This is a genomic window from Streptomyces sp. NPDC057638, from assembly GCF_042800315.1.
Lineage (GTDB): Bacteria > Actinomycetota > Actinomycetes > Streptomycetales > Streptomycetaceae > Streptomyces.
Genome location: NZ_JBHVHF010000171.1, coordinates 1 through 17319 on the forward strand (window position 1 = coordinate 1; position 17319 = coordinate 17319).

General features: G+C 74.5%; 16 protein-coding genes and 1 tRNA gene. 14 read left to right on the forward strand and 3 right to left on the reverse strand.

All coding sequences use genetic code 11. The annotated features are described in order from the left end of the window. Nucleotides 1-337 precede the first annotated feature (337 nt). The 3 genes from ACFVIM_RS21985 to ACFVIM_RS21995 all read left to right on the forward strand — a co-directional run bounded on the left by ACFVIM_RS21985 (nt 338) and on the right by ACFVIM_RS21995 (nt 3324). The gene (locus ACFVIM_RS21985; protein ID WP_384303746.1) at nt 338-1723 is read left to right on the forward strand and encodes an MFS transporter; all 1386 of its coding nucleotides are present in this window, start codon (nt 338-340) and stop codon (nt 1721-1723) included. Continuing rightward, nucleotides 1720-2166: an NUDIX domain-containing protein gene (locus tag ACFVIM_RS21990; RefSeq protein ID WP_384303749.1), complete on the forward strand. Its 447-nt coding sequence runs from the start codon at nt 1720-1722 to the stop codon at nt 2164-2166. The genes ACFVIM_RS21985 and ACFVIM_RS21990 overlap by 4 nt, the downstream gene beginning before the upstream one ends. A 75-nt stretch (nt 2167-2241) precedes the next feature. Next, nucleotides 2242-3324 (forward strand): methyltransferase, encoded by a 1083-nt coding sequence (locus ACFVIM_RS21995; RefSeq protein ID WP_384303752.1) that lies wholly within the window; start codon nt 2242-2244, stop codon nt 3322-3324. 142 nt (nt 3325-3466) lie between these two features. On the opposite strand, the gene ACFVIM_RS22000 is transcribed toward ACFVIM_RS21995, so the two are convergent. The 3 genes from ACFVIM_RS22000 to ACFVIM_RS22010 form a co-directional block, all read right to left on the reverse strand. After that, entirely contained in the window at nt 3467-4492 is a 1026-nt protein-coding gene (locus ACFVIM_RS22000) for a sporulation protein (RefSeq protein ID WP_384303755.1), read from the reverse strand. Nucleotides 4493-4591: 99 nt separating this feature from the next. After that, nucleotides 4592-5941 carry a helix-turn-helix domain-containing protein gene (locus ACFVIM_RS22005; protein ID WP_384303758.1) on the reverse strand — a complete coding sequence of 450 codons (1350 nt, stop codon included), beginning with the start codon at nt 5939-5941 and terminating at the stop codon, nt 4592-4594. Between the two features lie 362 nt (nt 5942-6303). Then, a complete protein-coding gene (locus ACFVIM_RS22010) occupies nt 6304-7623 on the reverse strand; it encodes a helix-turn-helix transcriptional regulator (RefSeq protein WP_384303761.1) in 1320 nt (439 codons plus the stop codon). A gap of 382 nt (nt 7624-8005) precedes the next feature. Here ACFVIM_RS22010 and ACFVIM_RS22015 point away from each other — a divergent pair, with 382 nt between their 5' ends. The 11 genes from ACFVIM_RS22015 to ACFVIM_RS22065 all read left to right on the forward strand — a co-directional run. Then, complete coding sequence (locus ACFVIM_RS22015; protein WP_384303764.1) at nt 8006-8614, forward strand: rRNA adenine N-6-methyltransferase family protein; 609 nt, start codon at nt 8006-8008, stop codon at nt 8612-8614. Continuing rightward, entirely contained in the window at nt 8611-9813 is a 1203-nt protein-coding gene (locus ACFVIM_RS22020; RefSeq protein WP_384303767.1) for a metallophosphoesterase, read from the forward strand. Before ACFVIM_RS22015 ends, ACFVIM_RS22020 begins: the two co-directional genes overlap by 4 nt. Beyond that, nucleotides 9810-10628: a TauD/TfdA family dioxygenase gene (locus ACFVIM_RS22025; RefSeq protein ID WP_384303770.1), complete on the forward strand. Its 819-nt coding sequence runs from the start codon at nt 9810-9812 to the stop codon at nt 10626-10628. Before ACFVIM_RS22020 ends, ACFVIM_RS22025 begins: the two co-directional genes overlap by 4 nt. Then, nucleotides 10625-11176 carry a 2'-deoxycytidine 5'-triphosphate deaminase domain-containing protein gene (locus ACFVIM_RS22030; protein ID WP_384303773.1) on the forward strand — a complete coding sequence of 184 codons (552 nt, stop codon included), beginning with the start codon at nt 10625-10627 and terminating at the stop codon, nt 11174-11176. The genes ACFVIM_RS22025 and ACFVIM_RS22030 overlap by 4 nt, the downstream gene beginning before the upstream one ends. After that, nucleotides 11173-11724, forward strand: a complete 552-nt coding sequence (gene dcd / locus ACFVIM_RS22035; protein ID WP_384303776.1) for a dCTP deaminase — start codon at nt 11173-11175, stop codon at nt 11722-11724. Before ACFVIM_RS22030 ends, dcd begins: the two co-directional genes overlap by 4 nt. After that, a complete protein-coding gene (locus ACFVIM_RS22040) occupies nt 11708-12415 on the forward strand; it encodes a PIG-L deacetylase family protein (RefSeq protein WP_384303779.1) in 708 nt (235 codons plus the stop codon). Before dcd ends, ACFVIM_RS22040 begins: the two co-directional genes overlap by 17 nt. After that, on the forward strand, nt 12412-13146 hold the full coding sequence (locus tag ACFVIM_RS22045; RefSeq protein ID WP_384303782.1) for a WbqC family protein: 735 nt from the start codon (nt 12412-12414) through the stop codon (nt 13144-13146). The genes ACFVIM_RS22040 and ACFVIM_RS22045 overlap by 4 nt, the downstream gene beginning before the upstream one ends. Further along, nucleotides 13143-14261 carry a glycosyltransferase family 4 protein gene (locus ACFVIM_RS22050; RefSeq protein ID WP_384303785.1) on the forward strand — a complete coding sequence of 373 codons (1119 nt, stop codon included), beginning with the start codon at nt 13143-13145 and terminating at the stop codon, nt 14259-14261. Before ACFVIM_RS22045 ends, ACFVIM_RS22050 begins: the two co-directional genes overlap by 4 nt. After that, entirely contained in the window at nt 14258-15919 is a 1662-nt protein-coding gene (locus ACFVIM_RS22055) for a proline--tRNA ligase (RefSeq protein ID WP_384303788.1), read from the forward strand. The genes ACFVIM_RS22050 and ACFVIM_RS22055 overlap by 4 nt, the downstream gene beginning before the upstream one ends. Nucleotides 15920-16103: 184 nt before the next feature. Further along, nucleotides 16104-16178: transfer RNA gene (locus ACFVIM_RS22060), tRNA-Thr, on the forward strand. Between the two features lie 71 nt (nt 16179-16249). Beyond that, nucleotides 16250-17319: glycosyltransferase (locus tag ACFVIM_RS22065; RefSeq protein ID WP_384303791.1), on the forward strand; the 1070-nt coding region annotated here is incomplete at its 3' end.

The window sequence follows — 17319 nt, forward strand, 5'->3', positions numbered from 1 at the left end:
CGGTCACACGGCCCCGGGGAACCCGCTGAACTCCTCCACCGACGCACCACGAACCGGAACCCGATGGACCAGACGCACACTCCCGCGCGTGCCTCCCCCGCCTCCTTCGATGTGCTCCGGCTGCTCGCCGCCGCCACCGCACCCATGCTCTCGAACTCCCGTTCACGGCTTGACCCGGCCCGGCCCGTGCCGGGACAGCACACGCTTCGGTTAATAGAGCACCAGTTCACTCCGATCGGCTCACGTCCCGGAGGTCCACATGAACGAACACCCCGCGGAGACCGCCCCCTCTGCTCCGAGCCGCCGCGCGCGCGGTCGGCACCCGGAGGGGCGCGGCGTGAAGGCGCCGGGCACCGCGGAAGTGCTGTGGCGGCACCGGACCTTCCGCCTCTACCTGGCCGGACAGACCAGCAGCGTCGCGGGGAGCTCGATCAGCCAGGTCGCCATCCCCCTCCTCGCCGTCCTCCACCTCGACGCCGGCGCCGGTGAAGTCGCGCTCCTCGCGTTCACCGGGCAGCTCCCGCCCGCGCTCCTGGCGTTGCACGCGGGCGCTCTCGCCGACCGGCGCTCCAAGCGGACCCAGATGATGCTCAGCGACCTGGTCAGCGCCGCCGCGCTGGCCTGCGTCCCGGTCGCCGCCGCCACCGGCACGCTCACCCTGCCGCTGCTGATGACGGTCGCAGCGGTCCAGGGCGCGGCTCAGGTCGTCCACGACGCTGCGGCCATCAGCTACCTGCCGGAGCTGGTCGACCGGTCGCTCCTCCAGCGGGGCAACGCCCGGATCGGGGCGGTGTTCGCCGTCGCGGGCGCGGCCGGGAACCACCTCGGCGCCGCCCTCTCCGCGGCCGTGGGCCCGGCCCGCGCGCTGACCGGCGACGTCGTGTCCTACCTGGTCAGCATCTGGTGCACCGCGCGGATCCGCTCCCCCCGGCCCGCCCCGCGGGCACCGGCCGGCGCGGGGGTCACAGCCGAGATCCGCGACGGTCTGCACTACGTCCGCCAGGACCACACGCTGCTCACCCTCACCCTCGTCAACGCAACCGTCGCGGTCGGCCTCGGCGTCCTGGTCACCCTGTGGCCGCTCTACGCACTGCGGCATCTCGCCATGTCCGGTGCGGTGTTCGGCATCATCCTCGGAGCCGGGGCACTCGGCGCCGCGACCGGCGCGCTGCTCGCCCCGCGCCTCGCCGAGCGGTTCGGGCCCGGGCCAATGATGCTCACCGCGCTCGCCCTCACCCCCCTCGCCCACCTTCCCCTGCTGTGCGCCGGCCCCGGCGCCGGCTGGCAGACCGTCCTCGGCATCGCCCAGTTCGTCCAGCTGGCCTGCGCGGGCGCCGCCGGAGTGACCCAGCGCACGATCCGGCAGCTGGCCGCCGAACCGGCGATGCAGGCCCGGATGCAGGCCGTCAGCACCTGGCTCTGCGCCGTCGCCCGCCCCCTCGCCGCGCTGGCCGCGGGCGCCCTCGGCACCTGGGCCGGCATCCGGCCCGCGCTCGCCGCCGGAGCGATCCTGCTCGCCGTCCCGTTCCTGGTCCTCGCGCGCTCCCCGCTGCGCGGCCTGCGCCGGATGCCCGGCGCCCCCGACCCGACCGATACCCCTTCTCCTTCTGGTGGTGACCCGATGACCGATCCCCTCCCCGCCCACCGCGTACGGACCGCCATCCCACCCCCGGGCCCGCGGGGTGCCGCGGAGTCCGGCACCGGCCCGGAGCGCACCCCGTGACGGCCGCGCCCGCCGTGGTAGGCGGACACCTCTACCTGGAGCAGGACGGTCTGGTTCTGCTGGGACGCCGTCACCCGGACGCAGTCTTCGGCGGATCGCTCTGGCACGTCCTGGCCGGACACGCGGAGCGCCAGGAGTCGGCCCTGGACTGCGTGGTCCGCGAAGCCCTCGAAGAGGCCGGACTCGTCCTCGACCCCGCTGACCTCACCCTGGTGCACACCGTCCACATGCCCGGCTCCGGCCCGGACGCGGCGCCGAGGATCCAGATGTTCTTCCGCGCGGCCCGGTGGACAGGCGAGCCGCAGGTACTGGAGCCGGAGTGCTGTACGGAGTGGAAGTGGTGGCCGCGCGAAGCGCTCCCGCCGGACATCGTCTCCTACACCCGCGCCGCGATCACCGCCATCGCCCAGGGCCGCACCTACACCGAACCCGGCTGGACCTGACCCGCCGCGCCGAGCTCTCTCCGGGCCGGGACCACCGGAACCGCAAGCACGCCGTACGAACCGAAGGGGAAACCGATGGGCTACGAAACGCCGGACGAGTGGGAGCAGCACTTCGCCCGCGGGGAGGGGTTCCGCCGGCTCGGCGAGCGCGAGCGGGCGCTGCTCGCCGAGCACGCCCCGGCGCCGTCCGGAGGCGGCCGTGCCCTGGATGTCGGCAGCGGCACCGGGGAACTGGCCGCGCATCTCGCCGCCGCCGGCTACCGGGTGGACGCCGTCGACTACACCGGCAGCGCCCACGACCGGGCCCGTACCGAACACCCCGGCGACGGCCGGGTACGCAGGATCCTCCTGGACATCGAGCACGGCGACCCGGCCTCGCTCGACCCCGAAGGGTACGACCTGATCACGCTCCGGCTGGTGTACGCGTTCCTCGGGGACCGGACCCGGGTCCTGCACGGGCTCGGGAAACGGCTGCGCCCCGGCGGCGCTCTGGTGGTCATCACCCCGCTCGCTGCGGACACCCGCCCGGAGCAGCGGGACATCGCGCTGGACGAGGGCGAGATCGCCCTGCTCGGCGCGGGCTGGGAGACCGTGGTCCGGGAGGACGCGGACGGGCTCGCGGTGCTGGTGCTGCGCGGCCCGCGCCACGGCCACACGAGGGCGGTGGAGCGGCTGGGCCCGGTGAGCGGGCCCGCAGTGGCAGGCGCGCTGGCGGTGGTGACCGACCGGGCGGGTCGGGTCCTGCTCGGCCACTCGCGCCGGAAGATGTGGGAGCTGCCCGGCGGCAAAAGTGACGGATCGGAAGATTTTACCGCCGCGGGCGTCCGGGAACTCGCGGAGGAAACCGGTCTCGCCGCCCAGGACGCGCGGCTCGCCGCCCTCCTGCACGACAGCATCAAGGGCGTGCCGCGGCTGACCGCGGTGGTCCGGGTCACCGCCTGGTCGGGAGTCCCCGCCGTTCTCGAACCGGACCTGTTCGACCGGTGGGAGTGGCACCGGCCCGAAGACCTTAGCTGTGTCGGGCGGGTGTTCACCCCGGCCGCGCACGTCCTGGCCGAGGTCTGGCCCGGACGGCTGTCCGGCCTGCCTCCGGTGACCGTGTATCCCCTCGCCGGTCCCGTCGCCGTGAAGCACGCGGTGGAAGCAGCGGTGAGGTGAGGTGCGGGCAACGACACCCCGTGCTCTCGGCACCCGGCGGCAAGGAGAGCGCTCCGGCTCCTGCCGCCGGGGCCAGCACCCGCACCAGCCTGACCGGGCGCGGGCGAGGACGCCGGTCCCCCGGGGTGGTCGGACGGTCCGGTTAGACCGTGGCGAGGGTCGCGCGGGCGCGGTGGAGGTAGCCGGCCACGGAGGGTTCCGTCTTCCACGGGGCCAGCGCGGTGCTGACGCTGCGGAGGTAGTCGTGGGCGCGGGCGGACCGTACGCGGCCGAGGACGGCGAGGGAGTGTTCCGCGGCCTCCAGGGCGCGGTCGGGGTCGCGGTTCTGGGCGTGGATGGTGGCGGTGACGGCGGCTCGCAGGCCGACCGCGCGGGTGTGGACGCCGACGGGCATCGGTTCGGCCTGGCGGCTCCACCGCAGGGCAGCGTGTGGGTGGTGCAGGTCCCGTTCGACTTCGCTGCTGTCACTGGCGAGGCGGGCGTGGGTCAGGTAGGCGAGCCAGGGCGGGTCATCAGGGTCGGAGTCGGCGGCTTCAAGGAGCCGTTCGGCCGCTGCGAGCGAGGCCCCGGCCGCCCGCGCGTCCCCGGCGCGGCCGTGTCCGCGCGCCGCGGCGAGCCGTGCGAAGGCGAGCGTTCTCGGGGCCGCCCGGTGGCGGCCGTGGTCGAGGGCGGCTTCGGCCATCGACACGGCGCCGGCCGGGCGGCCGAGGAGGTACTGCTGGAGGCTTCCGGTGGCGAGCACGTAGCAGATCGCCTGGGCGTCACCCGCGGCGCGGGCCGCGCGGAGAGCCTCGTCGAGGTGGCGGCGGGCCCGGTCGTGGCGCCCCATGTCGATGTCGGCCCAGGCCACGACGCGGGCCAGCTCGGCGACGGCCCGGAACAGGTCACGGCCGACCGCTTCGGTGTAGTGGCCCGTCAGCAGCGGGGCGGCACGGTGCTGGAGGCAGGCCAGAGCCCGGGGCGCGTGCGGATTCCCGCCGCCGTAGCGGGCGTCGGCGCGGCGGGCGTCGGCGGCGGCCTCCCACAGGGCCGTGACATCCGCCCGCCCGACCCGGCCCGGTGCCGCCGCCGGGGTGCTCGGGGCGGGTTTCGTGGACGGGGTGAACCGGGTGAGGAGAGGACCAGTAGTGACAAATGGGGCTGCTGCGAGAAGGGTTCGACGTTCCACGATGCTGCTCCTGCGAGTGGTGGCGGTGGTGGCGGGCCCTCCCCCGTCCATGGCACTGCCGTGTCACCGGCGGTCCCCGCCGCTGGGGCCGCGCCGTGGTCATGCGAGGAGGCCGCTGCGGTCGGCGAGGCCGCGCAGGTCACTCGTGGTGGGTCCGGAGGCGAGGAGCCCGGCGACCAGGTTCCGGGTCGCCGGACGGGCGTGGGTCTCCTCCGGCGCGAGGCGCTCGGCGTGGAGGAGGGTGCGCAGGCAGTCGGACCGGCGGCCGAGCTGGTGGTAGGCGCCGGCGATGTCGCCCAGGGCCCGGGAGCGGCGTTCGACGGTCGGCAGGGCTTTGAGGGGGATGGTGCGGGCGGCGTCGAGGGCGGCGCGGGGGTCACCCGCCCGGCATTCGGCGCTGACCTGGTGGAGCTGGACGGTCAGCGGGCTGAAGCCGCCGTGGTCGCGGACCCGGGTGGTGTCGCCGAGTTCGCGGGCGATGGCGACGGCCTCCGCGGTCAGTTCCCGCATCCCGTCGCGGTCCCCGCACCTGGCCTGCGTATAAGCGGCACTCTGGACAAGGAGCCCTTTCAGGGCGGTTCCGGCCGGTCCGGCTTCGCGCAGCGCGGGGTCGTCGGCGGCCGTCAGGGCGATCGACAGGGCCTCGGGGTGCCATCCCGCCGACCGGGCGAGGACGGCGAGCTGCCGGGCGGACTCCGCGATGTGCAGGACATCGCCTCCGGTCTCCGCGAACTGCCGGGCACGGTCCGCACACATCCAGCCGAGCTGCCGGGCGTCCAGCTTGACGAGCATCCTGGTGGCGAGCAGATACCCCTGCGCCAGGAGCCCACAGGCGTCCTGGCCGCCTGGGCCCGCGGTGAGGGCGTGTCCCGCGCTGATGATCCGGGGCAGGCGCACCGCGAGGGAGGCGTACCGGCAGGCGCCGAAGTCGGCGACCGCCCGGCCCACATCGGCGCGCAGGGCCCCGGGCGCAAGTTCGGCAGGGGTCGGTCCGAGGCCGAGCATCGCGTCCCGCAGCCGGGCGACGAGCAGCTCCCCCAGGAGAGCGTGACCGCCGCGCCCCGTACCGGCGCCCGGTGGGGCAACGGCGGCTGTGGCGGCGGTGGCCGCCAGGCCCGCGAGCAACCGCCTTCGCCGCAAAGGGTCGTCACCGTCCTTCCGTCCGGAACCCAGCCTAGGGGTGGGCACGAGGGGAAAGCCGGTCGTCGTGCGATCCCGCCGGCCGTGTCGGGGCTCCGGACCGTCCGGCGGGGGCGTCAGGCCGAGGGCCTGGTGGGGCAGGTCCAGCGCGTCGGCGAAGCGCCGCAGCACGGTGATGTCGGTCAGCGGCGTGATGCCGCGTTCGTATCGGGAGACCTGGGCGGCGGAGTAGCCGGTCCGCTCGCCGACCTGCGCCAGGGTCAGGTTGAGGGCCCGGCGGGTCTGCCGGATCAGCTCATGCGGCTTCACACCAACCTCGCTGGCCGCTCGTGGCAGAAGAACCTCATCCGTACCCCGCTCCCGCCGGTGGTCGAGGCTGCGCCGCGCCCACCGTAGCCCTCCCGGCGGGCCGTCGTCAGCGTTCTTGCATGACGTGCAAACGCGTTGCACGGGATGCCAGCGCCCCTGCCGCCGCCGTGGCGGCGGCGGGAGTCTTCGGGTGCCAGCGGATGTGCGGTGTCCGGCCTCATGGTGGGCCGCCTCCTGGAATCTGCGCCGGGCAACGGACCCGGCCTCAGCTGAAAGGACACGAGATGGCGTATGCGGGGACGTCCGGCGGGCGCTGCTCGCCAGACACCGGGGCGCCGTCCCGGCCCGGTGCGGCCGGGTGTTCAGGCGCTGCGGGCGAGGTGGAGGAGTTCGGGGACGCCGGGGGCGCGGGGGTGGTCGCGGAAGGCGGGCAGGAGCTGTTCCACGAGGGTGACGCAGCGGGGTGCGCCGATTCGGCGGGCGAGGGTGAGGGATTCGGTGGCCGCGGCGGCGGCTTGGTCGACGTCGCCCGTACGCAGGTGGTTTTCGGCCTCATAGGCGAGGAATACGCCGCGGGTCTTGGCGCGCGCGGCGGTGAGGAGGGCGGTGCCTTCGCCGATGAGCTGGTGGGCGCGGGTGGTGCGGCCGAGGTCAAGGTGGCAGCGGCCAGCGTCCACGAGGAGGTCCGCGGGCCCCATCCACGAGCACCACGGCGGCGGTGCCTGGTCGGTGGTGCGGTCGAGTTCGTACTCGGCCTGGGTGAGGGCGTGGTCGGTGGGGCGGGTGTCGCCGAGGGCGGCGTGGGCGCGGGCGAGGCGGAGTTGGAGGAGGGAGCGGGCGGTGGGGTGGCGGGTGTGGGTGAGGGCGTGGGTGAGGAGGTCGGCGGCGGTTCGGGGGTCGCCGGTCCACAGGGCCTGGTAGGAGAGGTCGGCGATGATGCCGGCGCCGAGGTCGCGGTCGCCGGAGGCGTGGGCGGAGTGGAGGGCGGCCTGCCAGTAGCGGCTGGCGGCGGCGTGGTGGGCCTGGTCGAACCGGATCCAGCCGCTGGTGAGGGCGAGGCGGGCGGCCAGGGTGTGCAGGCGCCGGCCGAGGTCCGGCGGGTGGTTTCCGGCGTGGAGGAGGTCGGTGACCGTGCTGAGGTGTCCGTCGAGGAGGGCTCGGGTGTGCTGGCGCTGCTCGGTGACGAGGCCGGTGAGCTGGTCGCCGATGGTTTCCAGGCGGGTGACGAGGTCGTGGCCGACGGAGTGTCCGTCCAGGGCCCGGGGCAGGGCGTGGGCGGGTGTGGCGGCGGCCCACTGCTGGGCGAGGCCGGTGACGGCGGTGGCGGTCGTGGCGGTGAGGAAGGCTCGGCGGTCCATGGACTCTCCCAGGGCTTGTTGGAGGGCGGGGACGGCGCTGCCGGGCCCGAGCGGGACCGGGCGGTCGGGACCGGGCAGCCAGAACGGCCAGCCCAGGGCCTCGACGAGAGCGGGGTCGGTGCCGAAGACGTCGGCGAGCAGGAGCTGCGACTCCCGGCCGGGGACGGCGCGGTAGTTCTCCCACTTCCATATCTGGTGGCGGTCGATGCCGCTGCGGAGCCCGCGGGCCCGGGCCGCTTCGCCGATGCGGCGGGCGAGTTCGGACTGGCTCCATCCGCGGGCGGCGCGGGCGGCGGCGAGGGGGTGGCGGATCGTGTCGTCCACAGCGTGTCTCCCGGGGGTGTGTCCAGGAGCGTAGTGGCCCGCCGGGCCGGTGGCAGCCGGATGCCGGGACCGGCACCACAGCGGCACCACACGAGGGCCCTTTCCGGTCCGGGGCGGGTGAGCTGTACTCGATCTCCTGGCCGGGACGCACACAACTGTGCTGCCTGGGGCGGGTGTTGGTCTTCTCGCGCTGACGGTCCGTACGGGCTCGGCGGGCCGCTGCCCGACCGGTGCCGCCGGAGCTCCGGGCGGCTCGTCGCGGACGGGTCCCGGGCGTCTCCCGCTGATTCTCGTCTCGTCCTCTTCTTCCTTGTGCTTCTTCCGTCCCTGGCGGCTGCCGGGGCGGGGCGATCGTCCCTCTCGTCGAAAGGGTTCTGCCGTGATGCCGCACACCTTTGAGGATGTCCGTCCCCGGGCCGGTTCGCCCGGCCCCGGACCGTCGCCGGCGGATGAGCTGGCCCGGTCCGGGTTCACGGTCCGGGGGGATCTCGGGCAGCACTTCCTGCGCTCGGCGGAGGCGGCCCGCAGGCTGCTGGAGTGCGCCGCTCTGGCCCAGGGCGCCGAGGTGCTGGAGGTGGGGGCGGGGCTGGGCACCCTGTCCGCGGAGATCGCCGGCGCCGGGTACCGCATCTGGGCGGTGGAGAAGGACGAGCGGCTGGGCGCGGGGCTCCTGGCCCGGCTGGCGCCGTTCGGGGAACGGGCCCGGGTGTCGGTCGCGGACGTGCGCGATCTCGACCTCGACGCGGGACTCGACGGCGAGGGGGTGCTGGTGGCGATCCTCCCGTTCGACGCCGCACTGGCCGGGGCGCTGGCGCGGCATGTGTTCGCCGCCGCCGACGGGATCGAGCGCGGGCTGCTGGTGGTCCCGGACCCGCCCGGCGCGCTGGGCGGCGGGCTGCGGGTGGAGGAGGTCGACGGGATCTCCCGGGCCGAGTTCTGGCCCAAGGCCCCGGGGATGCTGCGGGTCGTCGCGGTGCGGAGGGCCCGGTGAACGCCCCGGCGGTGACGCTGGTCGTCACGAACGACTTCCACTCCGCCGTCCCCACCGGGCACAAGCTGCTGGCCGCGTTGCGCGAGGCCCGGGGGCGGGGCGCCCTGGTGGTCGACGGGGGCGACTTCTTCGGCGGGAACGCCTTCCACCTGTTCTCCGAAGGGCGGGTGGAGGAGCGGCTGCTGGCCGGGCTGTACGACGCGGTCGTCCCCGGGAACCACGATCTGGCGGACCTGATGCGGCTGGCTGACCCCGGCCGGTTTCCGCCGGTGGTGTGCGCGAACCTCACCCCGCCCCCGGTGTTCGCGGGCCGCTGGGAACCGTGTCTGCTGCTGCCCGCGCGGGAGCGGCGGCCGCGGGTGGGGATCGTGGGCTACCTGGGGCGGCAGGCGTTCGAGGCCGTCCCGCCCGGCGAGCGCGCCGGGTTCGCCTTCACCGACCCGGCCGCGGACCTGATCGCCGCGCAGCGGGACCGCCTCCTGGCCGCGGGTGCCGACATCGTCGTCGGTCTCAGCCACAGCGGCTTCGACCACGACGTCGCCGATCAGCAGCGGGACTGGCCGCTGGAGCTGGTCGCGGCCGGGCACTGCCACACCGGCTCCTACCACTGGAGCTCCGGGGGCCGTCATGTGGTCAAGGCCCCTGAGAACGGGGCCGGGCTGTTGCGCCTGGACCTGGACGCGGGCGGCCCGCGCACCATCACCTGCACCCCCTTCCCCACCGAACCCGGCCCGCCGCCGGGCGCAGAGCCGGAGCTGGAGGGGGTGCTGGACGGCTACGAGAAGTGGGGCGCGGAGAGTCTCGCGGTGATGGACGGGCCGCTGCCCGGCCGCGACGCCGTCGCCGGGGCGCTCACCGCCCGGGGACCGGGCCTGACCGGGTGCGAGGCGATCGTCCTCAACCTCGGCTGCCTGCGCGCCGGGCTCCCCGCCCGGATCACCCGCCGCGCCCTGGCCGACTGCGCGCCCTTCGACAACCCGCTGGTCCGCCTGAACGGCCCGCACACGGCCCGGGAACTGGAGGAGGCGGCGCGGACGGTGGGCGAGACCCCCGTCACCACCCCCCGCACCGCACCCGGCCGCGTTCTGCGGACGGTGGTGGTGACCCGGTACCTCGCGGACCGCCTCGCGCTGCCGTTCACGCCCACTGGGCACACCCTGCACAGCGTTCTCATCCGTCTCGTCGAGGAGTCGCCATGACCGGCCTGCTCACCCGCCCCGCCCTGGACATCACCCACGGACCAACGGCCCCCCGCGCCTTCGCCGACCGTCTCACGGAGGCCGGCGGACGGCTCGTGATCACCTTCCCCGACCCCGCCGCGCACCAGCGGAACCTGTCCTGCGCGCTCGGCCTGCTCTCCGCGCTCGGCCCCGTCCTCGGCGTCTACCCCGCCGACGGATGCTGGAGCGCCCTGCGGGTGCGCACGGACGCCGACCCGAACCGCACCCACGGGACCGGGGAGAACCGGCTCCACGCCGACCTGGTGGACCGGGAGCTGATCCCCCGGCACATCGCCCTGTACTGCGAGCGCGAGGACCCGTTCGGCGGCGGCGCCTCCGCCCTCGCCGACCTGTGGGCCGCCGTCGGCGAGCTGACCCGGGCGGAGCGGGAGCTGCTCGCGCGGCCGGTGTTCTCCTACTTCACCGACGACGGCGTCCACGGCGTCGGCGACCCCGTGGAGCGGTTCCCCGTCCTCTCCTCGGCGGCCGATCCCGCAGCGGGGCCGGTGCGGTTCACCGCCAAGGCGCTCCCCCACCTGGAGCGCGGCGAACTCCTCCACACCGGCCCCGGCGACGCGGCCCCGACGGTGGCGGCGTACCGGCGGCTCGCGCAGGCGGCACTCGCCCACCGGACGACGGTCCGCCTTGCGCCGGGTCAGCTGCTGGTGTTCGACCAGTGGCGGCACGCACACGGCCGGATGCCGCTGGGCCCGGGCCAGCACCGGCTGCCCGAGGACGGGCGGCGGCTGCTGTGGCAGACCTACACCGGCGCCCCCGCCGGAGGTGCGCGGTGATCCTCACCGGCCCCGCAATCGAGCAGGCCGTGGCGGACGGGGAGATCGTCCTCGACCCGTTCGACGCCGCCCAGGTCAACCCCAACAGCTACAACTACCGTCTCGGACCCGTGCTGCGGATCTTCCGGGACCAGGTGGCCGACCCGCGCCGCGAAGCCGCCACCACCGAGGTGCAACTGCCGGAGGACGGCTACGTCCTGGAGCCCGGGCGGGTGCATCTGGGAACGACCGCCGAGCGGATCGGCAGCACCCGGTTCGTGCCGAGCCTGATCGGCCGCTCCTCCCTCGGCCGCCTCGGCTGCTTCCTCCAGGTCTCCGCCGACCTCGGACAGCTCGGCGCCGTCCACCACTGGACGCTGGAAATCGTCGCCGTCCAGCCCCTGCGGATCTACCCCGGCATGCGGATCGGGCAGGTCTCCTTCTGGGCCCCGACCGGAGCGATGCTCCCCTATACCGGGCACTACGGCACCCTCGACAGCCCGTCCCCGTGGCACCCGGGTGCCGTCCGCGGCGCCGGGGCGCTGCTGGCCGAGGGGGTGGGGGTGTGATCCTCACCGGCCCCGAGATCCAGGCCCGGGTGGCGTCCGGGGAGATCACCCTGCGCCCCTTCGACCCCGCGCTCCTGTCCCCCAACTCTTACGACCTCCACCTCGACGACATCGGCTGGTACCGCGAGAAGGTGCTGGACTGCGCGCGGGACAACCCGTTTGAGCGCCACACCATCCCCCCAGAGGGACTGGTGCTGTCCCCCGGCCGGATCTATCTGGCCGCGACCGCGGAAACGATCGGCAGCGACCACGTTGTCCCGATCGTGCGGGCGCGGTCCTCCATCGCCCGGCTCGGGCTGTTCGTCCACGTCACCGCCGATCTGATCGACCTCGGCTCCCACGGCCGGCTCACCCTCCAGCTCCACGCCGTCCAGCCGGTGCGCGTCTACCCCGGGCTCCGGATCGCGCAGATCACCTTCTGGACCACCGTCGGTGCCGTCCGCCTCTACGACGGCAAATACCAGGGATCGGAGCGGGCGATGCCCTCCCAGTCCCACCGCGACTTCCCCAACGGAGACGGAGGCGGTGTTCATGACCGGCAGTGGTGAGCGGGTGGTGGCCGTGGTGGCGCACCCCGACGACGCCGAACTCCTCGCCTACGGCACCCTGCGCCGCTACCGGCAGTCCGGCGCCGAGGTCACGGTGGTGACGGCCACCCACGGCGGCGCCGGCGTCTCCCTCACGGACGCCGCCGACGGGGCCCGGATCGGCCACGGGCAGCGGATGGTGGAAACGGCCGCGGCCTGGGCGGGCACCGGCGTCGACGTCACGGGCCTCGGGCTCGCGGACGGGGCGCTGCGCGCCGACCGCGACCTGATCACCCTCATCGAGCAGGAGCTCGCCCACCGCTCCTGCACCACCCTCATCACCCACAGCCCCCGGGCCCGCAACGACCACCAGGACCACCTCGCCATCGGCACCGCGGCCCACAACGCCGCCACCCGCCTCCCCCAGGTCCGCACGGTCCTGTTCGGCCAGCCCCACGCCCCCGGCGCCCGGTTCACCCCCACCGTCGCCGTCGACATCACCCCCTTCCTCAACGACAAGATCACCGCCCTCGCCCGGCACCGCACCCAGGGAGGCCGCTGGTACCTGGACGCCCCCTACACCCGCCACCGCGCCGCCGACACCGCCTGGCGGCTCCGCCCGCACGCCGCCGCCGAGGGCCACGGCTTCGAGGGATTCGAGACCCCGCTGCTCACCCTCCTCCACCACGACGCCAAGGAGACCAGCCGGTGATCTACATCGAGCAGCCGCCGTTCCTGCCCTGGCTCGGGTTCTGCGAAGCACTGATCGGCTGCACCACGGTGGCGCTGTACGACGACGTCGCCTACACGCAGGGCGGGTGGCAGAACCGCAACCGGATCAAGACCGCGGACGGAACCCCCTTTCTGACCGTCCCGGTCCACCGCGCGACTGGCCGGCTGATCCGCGACACCCCGATCGCCGACGCCTTCGACCCCGCCCGGATGCTGAAGGCGATCCGGGTCGCGTACGCCCGCGCCCCGTACACCGGCGAGGCTCTGGAGGTGATCGCGCCGCCGCTGTCCGGAGGGTACCGGTGGCTCGCCGACCTCAACCTCACCCTGATCACCGCCATCGCCACCGCCCTCGGCGCCCGCGCCCGCCTCGTCCCCACCTCCACCCTGCCCCTCACCCCCACCGAGCGGGACGACGGCCGCAGTACCCGGCTGGCCGCCATCTGCGACCGGGCCGGGGAGAAGACGCTGTGGGCCGGGGAGGGCACCCGCACCTACCTCGACACCGCCCACCTCACCGCCCGTGGGATCGACGTGGTGTGGAACGAGTTCCCCTCCCGCCACCCCCGCTACGCCCAGACCTGGCCGAAGGCCGGCTTCGTTCCGGGCCTGTCCGTCGTGGACGCCGCCTGCGCGATCGGCTGGCCCGGCACCGCCGCCCTCCTGACCGCCGGCTTCACCGCCCACCAGACCACTGGAGCCTGCTCATGAGCCCCGCCCGTACCCGTGTGCTCACGGGGATCGACCTGCCGCTGGAGCCGTCGTGCGGCTCCACCATCTGGTGCGCCGACGTCTACGGCCGCCTCACCCCCCGCCAGCGCACCACCTTCCTCGCCCTCCCCGCCCCCGAGAACGCGCCCGCGTGGGCGCCGTTCGAGGACATCCGGCTCCTCGACGCCGTCAAGCGGCCGTACGGGCCCGGCTTCGACGCCTACGTCCGGGACCTCACCGCCGAGGTGTCCCGGCTCCTGGACCGGGAGCCTTTCGACGTCATCCATGCCCAGCACCTCGGTTTCGGGCTCGCCCTCGCCTTCGCCCGCGCCGCCCGCGGGATGCCCTTGCTGTCCATCGCGCACGGCACCGACGTGATCGCCGCGACCGAGAACGTCCAGGCCCGCGCGGCGCTGAACGAGATCGCCGCCGCCAGCCGCCTCATCGCCGTCCCCACCCCCGCGATGGCCGAGCGCGTCAACGCCCTCACCGCCAACCGGCACCGCGAGCGGGTCACCGTCCTGCCGTGGGGCATCCCCCTCCCCCCTACCCCGACCCATGTCCCCTCGGCGGAACGGGGACTGCGGCTGCTGCACGCCGGGCGCCTGGACGCGAACAAGTCCACGGTCACCGCAATCGACGCCCTGGCCCTCACCACCACCCAGCACACCCTCACCGTCGTCGGATCCGGACCGGAGCTGCCCGCGCTCACCGCCCGCGCCCACGAGCTCGGCCTCGACGGGCGGGTGGTCTTCACCCCGTTCGAGCCGCGCCAGGCCCTGTGGTCCCGGTTCGCCGATCACGACGCGCTGCTGCTGACCACCCGCAACCTGGAAGCCTTCGGCCTCGTCGCCGTCGAAGCCCAGGCCCACGGCCTGCCCGTCCTCCACTCCGGCCTTCCCGGCCTCGACGGCATCCTCCACGGCGGCGCCCTCCCGTATCCGCCCGGCGATGCGGCCGGCCTCGCCGCCCGCATCGACGAACTCGCCGACGACCCCGCCCTGCGCCAGGTCCTCGCCGCCGCCGCGGCGGCCAACGCCCGCCGCCACGACATCACCACCACCTGCGACCACCTGAACCGCGCCACCACCGCCCTCGCGGGGGTACTCCGATGAGCACGACACCCCTGTACGCGAGCCAGCTGTGGCCCCCGGCACGGCCCCGCACCGCCGACCCCACCGCGCCCACCCCGGAGCTACTGGAAGCGCTCGGCTACGTCGGCCGCACGGACGCGACCGGCGTCCACACCCTCCTCCCCCTCGGCCAGCGCGTCCACGACCGCCTCACCCGCATCGCCCAGCACGCCTTCGAAACCGTGTGCGGCGCCCACACCGTCCACTTCCCCACCCTCCAGTCCCGCCGCCTGTGGGAGTCCTCCGGCCGCTGGACCACCTACCAGACGGAAGGCGCGCTGCTCACGACCCGCAGCCGCAGCGGCGAGGAGATGTGCCTGGCGCCCACCTCCGAGGAGATCGCCGTCGCCACCCTCCACAACGGCCTGCGCTCCTACCGCGACCTGCCCGTCCGCCTCTTCCTCAGCACGCCGAAGTTCCGCGACGAACTCTCCCCCCGCGGCGGCCTGATGCGCTCCCGCGAGTTCACCATGGCCGACGCCTACACCTTCGACACCAGCCCCCAGGCGATGGGCGTCTCGATCGGCCTCCTCAACAACGCCTGCCGCACCGCCCTCGTCACGATGGGGCTGACCGGCGTCTTCACCGCCCCCGCCGACGGCGGCAGCATCACCGCCGGCCCCTCCACCGAACACCTCCACCTCACCCCCACCGGCCAGTCCACGCTCCTGGTCTGCGACCACTGCGGCCACCGCGGCGACGGCCCCGTCCTCACCGCCCACCCCCAGCCCGTACCCGATCCGGTCGTCAACACCATCGCGTTCACCCTCACCCGCCCCGACGGCACCACCACCCCCGCCGCCGTCGCCATCCGCTCCGACCTCACCGTCAGCCCCCGCAAACTCGCCACCGCCACCGGCGCCGCCCGCGTCACCCTCTGCGACCCCGACACCCTCCCCGACCTCTTCGGAAAACAGCCCGGCACCCTCACCCCCTTCGACTGCACCCACATCCCCCTCTACGCCGACACCTCCACCGCCCACCTCACCGCCTTCTCCGTCTGGGACCCCGACACCGAACTCCGCACCGTCTCCTGGCACAACAACCCCCACCTCCCCGACCTCACCCCGGTCCCGGCCGACCTCCACACCGCCACCGCCACGATGCGCTGCGCCCGCTGCGCCACCGGCCGCTTCCGCGAGACCCGCGCCGTCGAAGTCGCCCACGTCTTCGAACTCGCCACCCAGTACACCGCCCCCATGAACCTCACCTACACCACCCCCACCGGCCGGCCCGCACACCCGTACATGGCCTGCTCCGGCATCGGCATCACCCGCTGTCTCCAGACCCTCGCCGAACTCCACCGCGACGAACACGGCCTTCGCTGGAAACCCGGCACCGGCCCCGCCGACCTCCACCTCACCGTCCTGCGCCCCGACCGGCCCGGCGTCCGCGAAGCCGCCGACCGCGCCGTCCACGACCTCACCGCCCGCGGGGCCCGTGTCCTCGTCGACGACCGCCCCGACGCCGGCCCCGGCGAGAAGTTCCGCTACGCCCGCGCCCTGGGCGTCCCCCACGCCCTCCTGGTCTCCCCCCAGCACACCGACGGCGCCACCGAGTACACCGACCGGTGGACCGGGCGCACCACCACGCTCCCTCTCGGCCACATCCCCGACACCTGGAGCACCCACCGCCCCTGACCCGCCCGGCACGAACCCGCTGACCGGTGCCGCCGCCCCGCACGGGCGACGGCACCGTACACAGCCCTGCGCCGGAAACCCCGAATCCGGCAGGAATTCCCACGGCCTGAACTGTCCGGCCGTGAATTCCCGCCCGTTGACCGGGGGCCTGAATCAGTCTTAACGTCCATTGCATTCCCACCCACGGGTCGTAGCTCAAGGGCAGGAGCACGGCAAACGTGTTGCCGAGGAGCCGGTTCGAATCCGGCCGACCCGACCACCAGAAACACCCTCATTCGATTTCCAGCCCACCGGAGAGCCTTTCCCGGTGAAACCGGAAAGACCCCGTTCATGAAAATCGCCATCACCGGCGGCGGCAGCGCCGGACACGTCGTCCCCGCCCTCGCCGTCGCCGCCCGCCTCCCCGACCACGGCGCCGACGACATCGTCTACTTCGGCCGCCCCGGCAGCATCGAAGCCGACCTCGCCACCCGCGCCGGACTGCGCCTGATCCCCGTCCCCGCCGCCGGCCTCAAGCGCTACCGCTCCTGGCGCAACGTCACCATGCCCCTGACCGTCGCCCGCGGCATCCTCACCGCCCTCGCCACCATGCGCCGCGAACGCCCCGACGTCCTCATCAGCAAAGGCGGCTACGTCGCCGTCCCCGCCGGCATCGCCGCCGCCCTGTACCGCATCCCCCTCGTCCTCCACGAATCCGACCACACCCTCGGACTCGCCCACCGCATCCTCTCCCCCCTCGCCACCCACATCTGCCTCACCACCCCCGCCCGCACCCGCCGCCGTGCCGCCCGCACCACCGTCACCGGACTCCCCCTGCGCCCCGACCTCGCCACCGGACGCCCCGAACGCCTCCGCGCCCGCCTCTCCCTCCCCCGGGACGTCCCCGTCCTGCTGGTCTTCTGCGGCAGCCACGGCTCCCAGCGGATCAACACCGCCATCCGTGCCGGTCTCGACCGCCTCACCGAACGGTTCGCGGTCCTCCACATCTGCGGCCCCGGCAACCTCGACCCCGCCCTGGACCACCACCCCCGCTACCGGCAGGCCGAGTACCTCCACGAGGAGATGACCGACGCCCTCCACCTCGCCGAACTCGTCGTCGGCCGCGCGGGCGCGACCACCCTCGCCGAACTCGCCGCCCTCGACAAGCCGGCCGTCCTCGTCCCCCTGCCCGCCCGCGTCAGCCGCGGCGACCAGATCGCCAACGCCGCCGCCCACGCCCGCCGCCACCCCGGCCGGTGCACCGTCGTCCCCGATGACACCACCCTCACCCTCGCGCTCGCCGACGCCTGCCTCACCCTCGCCGACAACGCCGGGGCGGCGGCCCGGCCCGACCCCCAGGCCGTGCACCGGGCCGCCCACCACCGAGCCCACCACGCCCTCACCGCCCCCCCCACCCCCCC

Coding starts and splice junctions, on each gene's coding strand:
- ACFVIM_RS21995 (WP_384303752.1), top strand. CDS start 2,242: ATGGGCTACGAAACGCCGGACGAGTGGGAGCAGCACTTCGCCCGCGGG.
- ACFVIM_RS22015 (WP_384303764.1), top strand. CDS start 8,006: ATGCCGCACACCTTTGAGGATGTCCGTCCCCGGGCCGGTTCGCCCGGC.
- ACFVIM_RS22025 (WP_384303770.1), top strand. CDS start 9,810: ATGACCGGCCTGCTCACCCGCCCCGCCCTGGACATCACCCACGGACCA.
- ACFVIM_RS22040 (WP_384303779.1), top strand. CDS start 11,708: ATGACCGGCAGTGGTGAGCGGGTGGTGGCCGTGGTGGCGCACCCCGAC.
- ACFVIM_RS22050 (WP_384303785.1), top strand. CDS start 13,143: ATGAGCCCCGCCCGTACCCGTGTGCTCACGGGGATCGACCTGCCGCTG.
- ACFVIM_RS22055 (WP_384303788.1), top strand. CDS start 14,258: ATGAGCACGACACCCCTGTACGCGAGCCAGCTGTGGCCCCCGGCACGG.